General features: G+C 52.7%; 2 protein-coding genes and 1 pseudogene. All 3 read right to left on the reverse strand.

Translation table 11 applies throughout. The features are described from left to right. Positions 1-654: hypothetical protein (locus R6U67_RS13235; RefSeq protein WP_410252985.1), on the reverse strand; the 654-nt coding region annotated here is incomplete at its 3' end. Between the two features lie 427 nt (positions 655-1,081). Continuing rightward, complete coding sequence (locus tag R6U67_RS13240) at positions 1,082-2,437, reverse strand: tetratricopeptide repeat protein (protein WP_410252986.1); 1,356 nt, start codon at positions 2,435-2,437, stop codon at positions 1,082-1,084. A gap of 86 nt (positions 2,438-2,523) precedes the next feature. Then, positions 2,524-3,676, reverse strand: a pseudogene (locus R6U67_RS13245) (O-linked N-acetylglucosamine transferase, SPINDLY family protein); the annotation flags it as partial.

Below are 3,676 nucleotides of genomic sequence, written 5' to 3' on the forward strand. Positions count from 1 at the left end.
AACCAAGTCTAAATCCTCGGGGTACAATAGCTCGAACGTCGCGGTCTCAGACCCCACATCGAGCTGGGAAGAGGCGCCGGTATCAGCCTCGACGATGACGCGATAGTCGACTCCTGGAGTTAAGGGGGGAGTCCCAGGATACTGTACCTGAGTCCCGCTGACCTCGGTTTCCCAGGTCACATCAGAGCCAATCACTTGCACAGTGTAGCGGCTGGCCCCGACCACTGGATTCCAACGCAGCATCGGTTGCGAATCTGAAATGACGGTGCGGCGCGGCGTGATGACATAGGGAAGACTCGGATCAATACCGCCGAGGGTATTATCGCTTTGGCGTCCCACCCTCAAGCTGAAGCCGCCATCGGGAGGACAGCCCCAAACCACACCCCGCTCAATATTGGAATTCATCGTCCAGGTGGTGGTCAAATCTGAGCAGCGGATACGGACCTGAGCGCCCCCTTGAGTCCGCACGAGATCGCCAAGATTCAAGCGCATTCCCCCACGAGCGGACTGATACTGGGATTGTCCCGAACGTTTGATTTGAGCCGAACCGTTCACGTCGACCAGTAAAAACTCTGAAGCCCGCGCCGGGGTTGGTAGTGAAAGCCCCAATGCCAACAGAGTCGAGGCAAAGGTCACGTATCCGTACAACTTCATGGGCGTTTTATCAACTTTTTTAGGTGAAAACGAGCAAAAATTTCAGACCCAGCAGCACCCTCCTTCTGCTTCGGGAGTGGGCGCGACCATAGATAGAGACCCCCATCTGGGACAGCCCGAGTTGGGGCGGTTTCAGGTCTGAGAAAGACCGGAGGTCAGGTTAAACGTTTAGATGGATTAGAATCTCTCATCTATTCCTTTTCTGTTATAACCGATAAATCATAAGTGTCAAGTGAATTCTCGGATTTATTTATTGCCGCCCAGTCCCCTCATAAAGTGCTAAATTCAATTGACACTTAAAAATTCCGGACAAATTAAACTAAAGCCCTTTCATTATCTTCAATCAACTTGTTGATTTGAGTTTATATCCTACCGGCGATCGCCCTCAAAAGAGTCCAGGCACCCCAAACCTAGCACTTGTTTAAGGTTACAGGTCGGGGTCACCCTCATCCAGAGTCGTTTCCTCCTCAGGAGTGGCAGAGGAACCAGCGTCGTCAGACTCGGATTGAGACAATCGCTGGCGAGCCATCTCCAGCCAATCATCCTCTTCAGGATTAAGTCCCCGAGCCAAGGCATAACACTGTTCCCATCGCTCTAAAACCGCCGCAGGCTCTTTATTTTGGTCTTCTAAGGCTTGGGCTAACAAGCAGTGGGGGGCCGCGTCTTGGGGGTTAATCTCCAGCGCTTTCCTGAGTTCACTCTCAGCGTCAAGGGGTCGCTCTTGCATCAATCGGGCCCAACCAAGATTCTTTAAAAAGATATATTCGATCGCCTGAAGACTTGCCGACGAACAGTATTTAATCTCGATACTGTCGCGATTTTCCAATTTTAACTGTCCCTGTCTCAACAAGGCGGCAGCTCCTGTATAATCTTCAGACCGGACAATGTGAAGACGGCCTAAGTTATTATAGGCTTCGATACAGTCGCCGAGCAACGCGACTCGATATTCGGCTTGGGCTTTATCAAATTCGAGTAAGTCTTCATAAATGTTTCCTAAGCGGAAATGAGCTTCCATATTGTTGGGATCGAGTTCTAAGGCCCGTTGGAACTGAGCTAAGGCGAGGGTGGTTTGAAACTGCCGTTGAGCGGCGATCCCCCGTCGGACGTAAAACCGGGCAATGTTGGGTAAATAGGCTTGGAATCCCAATAATCCCAGGAAGACCGCTAAAGCCAGCGTTAATTTGGCTTCATGCCATAAATATTTGGGCAGATTGAACCCCGTTAGCGATCGCTCGATCACCTGTTGTCCCACTTTACTCAAGGGGGCACCGGCTGCCAACAGGGCAATGAGGCCCTGTCCGATGGTGGCAAAGGCACCGATCGCATCAGGGCCACCCGCCAAGAAGCGAGAGGAAATAGCCGCAACCAGGGCAAAATTTGAGGTCAGGATAGGAACCGTTAAGAGTTCCCAGATCCAATTAAAGGTATCCCAGGGATGAATCTCCTCGGGGGGCTGAACATACCACCACCAGGCTGATTCGGGGGGATCGATTAGGTCACAAAATTTGTCTAAGGGCAGGGTTTTGGCAATGATTCCCCCCTGTTCGCTGAGGCGTTCATCGAGGGAAATCAGCCGCAGAGCCGCCTGTGTGGAGGGGGGATGCTCTCGGGTGACTTGGGTTTGAATCTTGTCCCGTAGCAGCAAAATCTGCAAGCAGGTTTCGGGAGAGGGCGATCGCTCCTTCTCCTCACTCTCTTCAAGCTCTTTTAGGATACGCTCATAGTCCGCTAGGCTTTGCTCTAAGGCCCCGGTAACGTCTTCCTTAAACTCCAACCGACTCATCTCCAATTACATTGAATAAAACTATCTCATTTAATGTAACCACTTAATACCGGAGTGGCTAGAGAACAGAGCCACTAGAGTTGCCATTATATCGGGTTGGGGGAGACCATCTCAGCGAACGTCGCTTCCATCTCACGGGCGAATTGCTCAGGATTCCAAAGCGCGGAGGTATGACGAGACTGACGTAAACGCCAGGCGACATCTTCCCGCAGCGCGCGATCGCAGCCCAAGCGCACCCCCCAATCCACATACTCCGCCGCATTGGTAGCAATTCCCTCAGCAATTCCCGCCTGTTGCAGAAACTCATAACTATGGCGACTGGCGAACTGTTCCCCCCGCTGCGTCACCACAGGAATGCCCATCCAGAGGGTTTCGAGGGTAGTGGTCGCGCCATTATAGGGGAACGTATCCAACACCACATCCGCCAAACTGAGATTGGCCCGGTGACTGGCTTCGCTAGGATCATCAGGGAGAAAACGCAACTGTTCAGGGTTGACCCCTTCAGCTTGGGCCAGTTCCGTAAAAAAGTGTTCCAGGGAATGGCGATCGCTGTAGAGGCCCTTAATCAGAAAATAGCTATTGGGAACTTGTTTGAGAATCCGCAGTTGCGATCGCCCATTCTCAGGATGACGTTTCGCCCCCGTCTGGGAACTCAGATACACCACCGCATCCGGGGGAATCCCCAAATCCTCCCGTCGTCGCGTCGGAACCCCCACCTCAAACCCTTTCACGGCGATAAAACTGCCGGGTAATCGTTGAATGCGGCTCCCATAGTCGTTTTGAGCCGAATCGGGGAGAAGGCGATCGCTCACCAAGAAATCGTCAATGGCCGGCAGCCCCGACGCATCAAACCCCAACCACGTCGCCTGAACCGGGGCGGGTTTGAGGGCTAACACCGCCATCGCTTTCGAGGAGGTGAGACTATCGAGATCAATCAGTAGATCTAACCCATCCTGGCGAATCAACTGGGCAATTTGGGGAATCTGAAGCGCAGAACAGTCATGAAACTGGCTCACCGACTCAGCAATCTCCTGTTGAATCGTATCTCCCGTCTGTCGCAGCGAATACGCAAACACCTCTAACTGGGGATGATGGGCCTTCAGCAGCCAACGCACCAAATAACCAACGGAGTTACGGCGAAAGGAAGCCGAGAGATAGCCAACTCGTCGCAATTGGCCCGATGGCGGTGGCGGTTCCGTGAATCCGAACTGTTCGCGAACCTTCCCTTGCAGAAATCCC

It is taken from the genome of Sodalinema sp., assembly GCF_046483825.1.
Lineage (GTDB): Bacteria > Cyanobacteriota > Cyanobacteriia > Cyanobacteriales > Geitlerinemataceae > Sodalinema.

Bases quoted from the DNA above. Each gene is read 5' to 3' on its own strand.
- R6U67_RS13240 (WP_410252986.1), bottom strand. From the start codon at position 2,437: ATGAGTCGGTTGGAGTTTAAGGAAGACGTTACCGGGGCCTTAGAGCAA.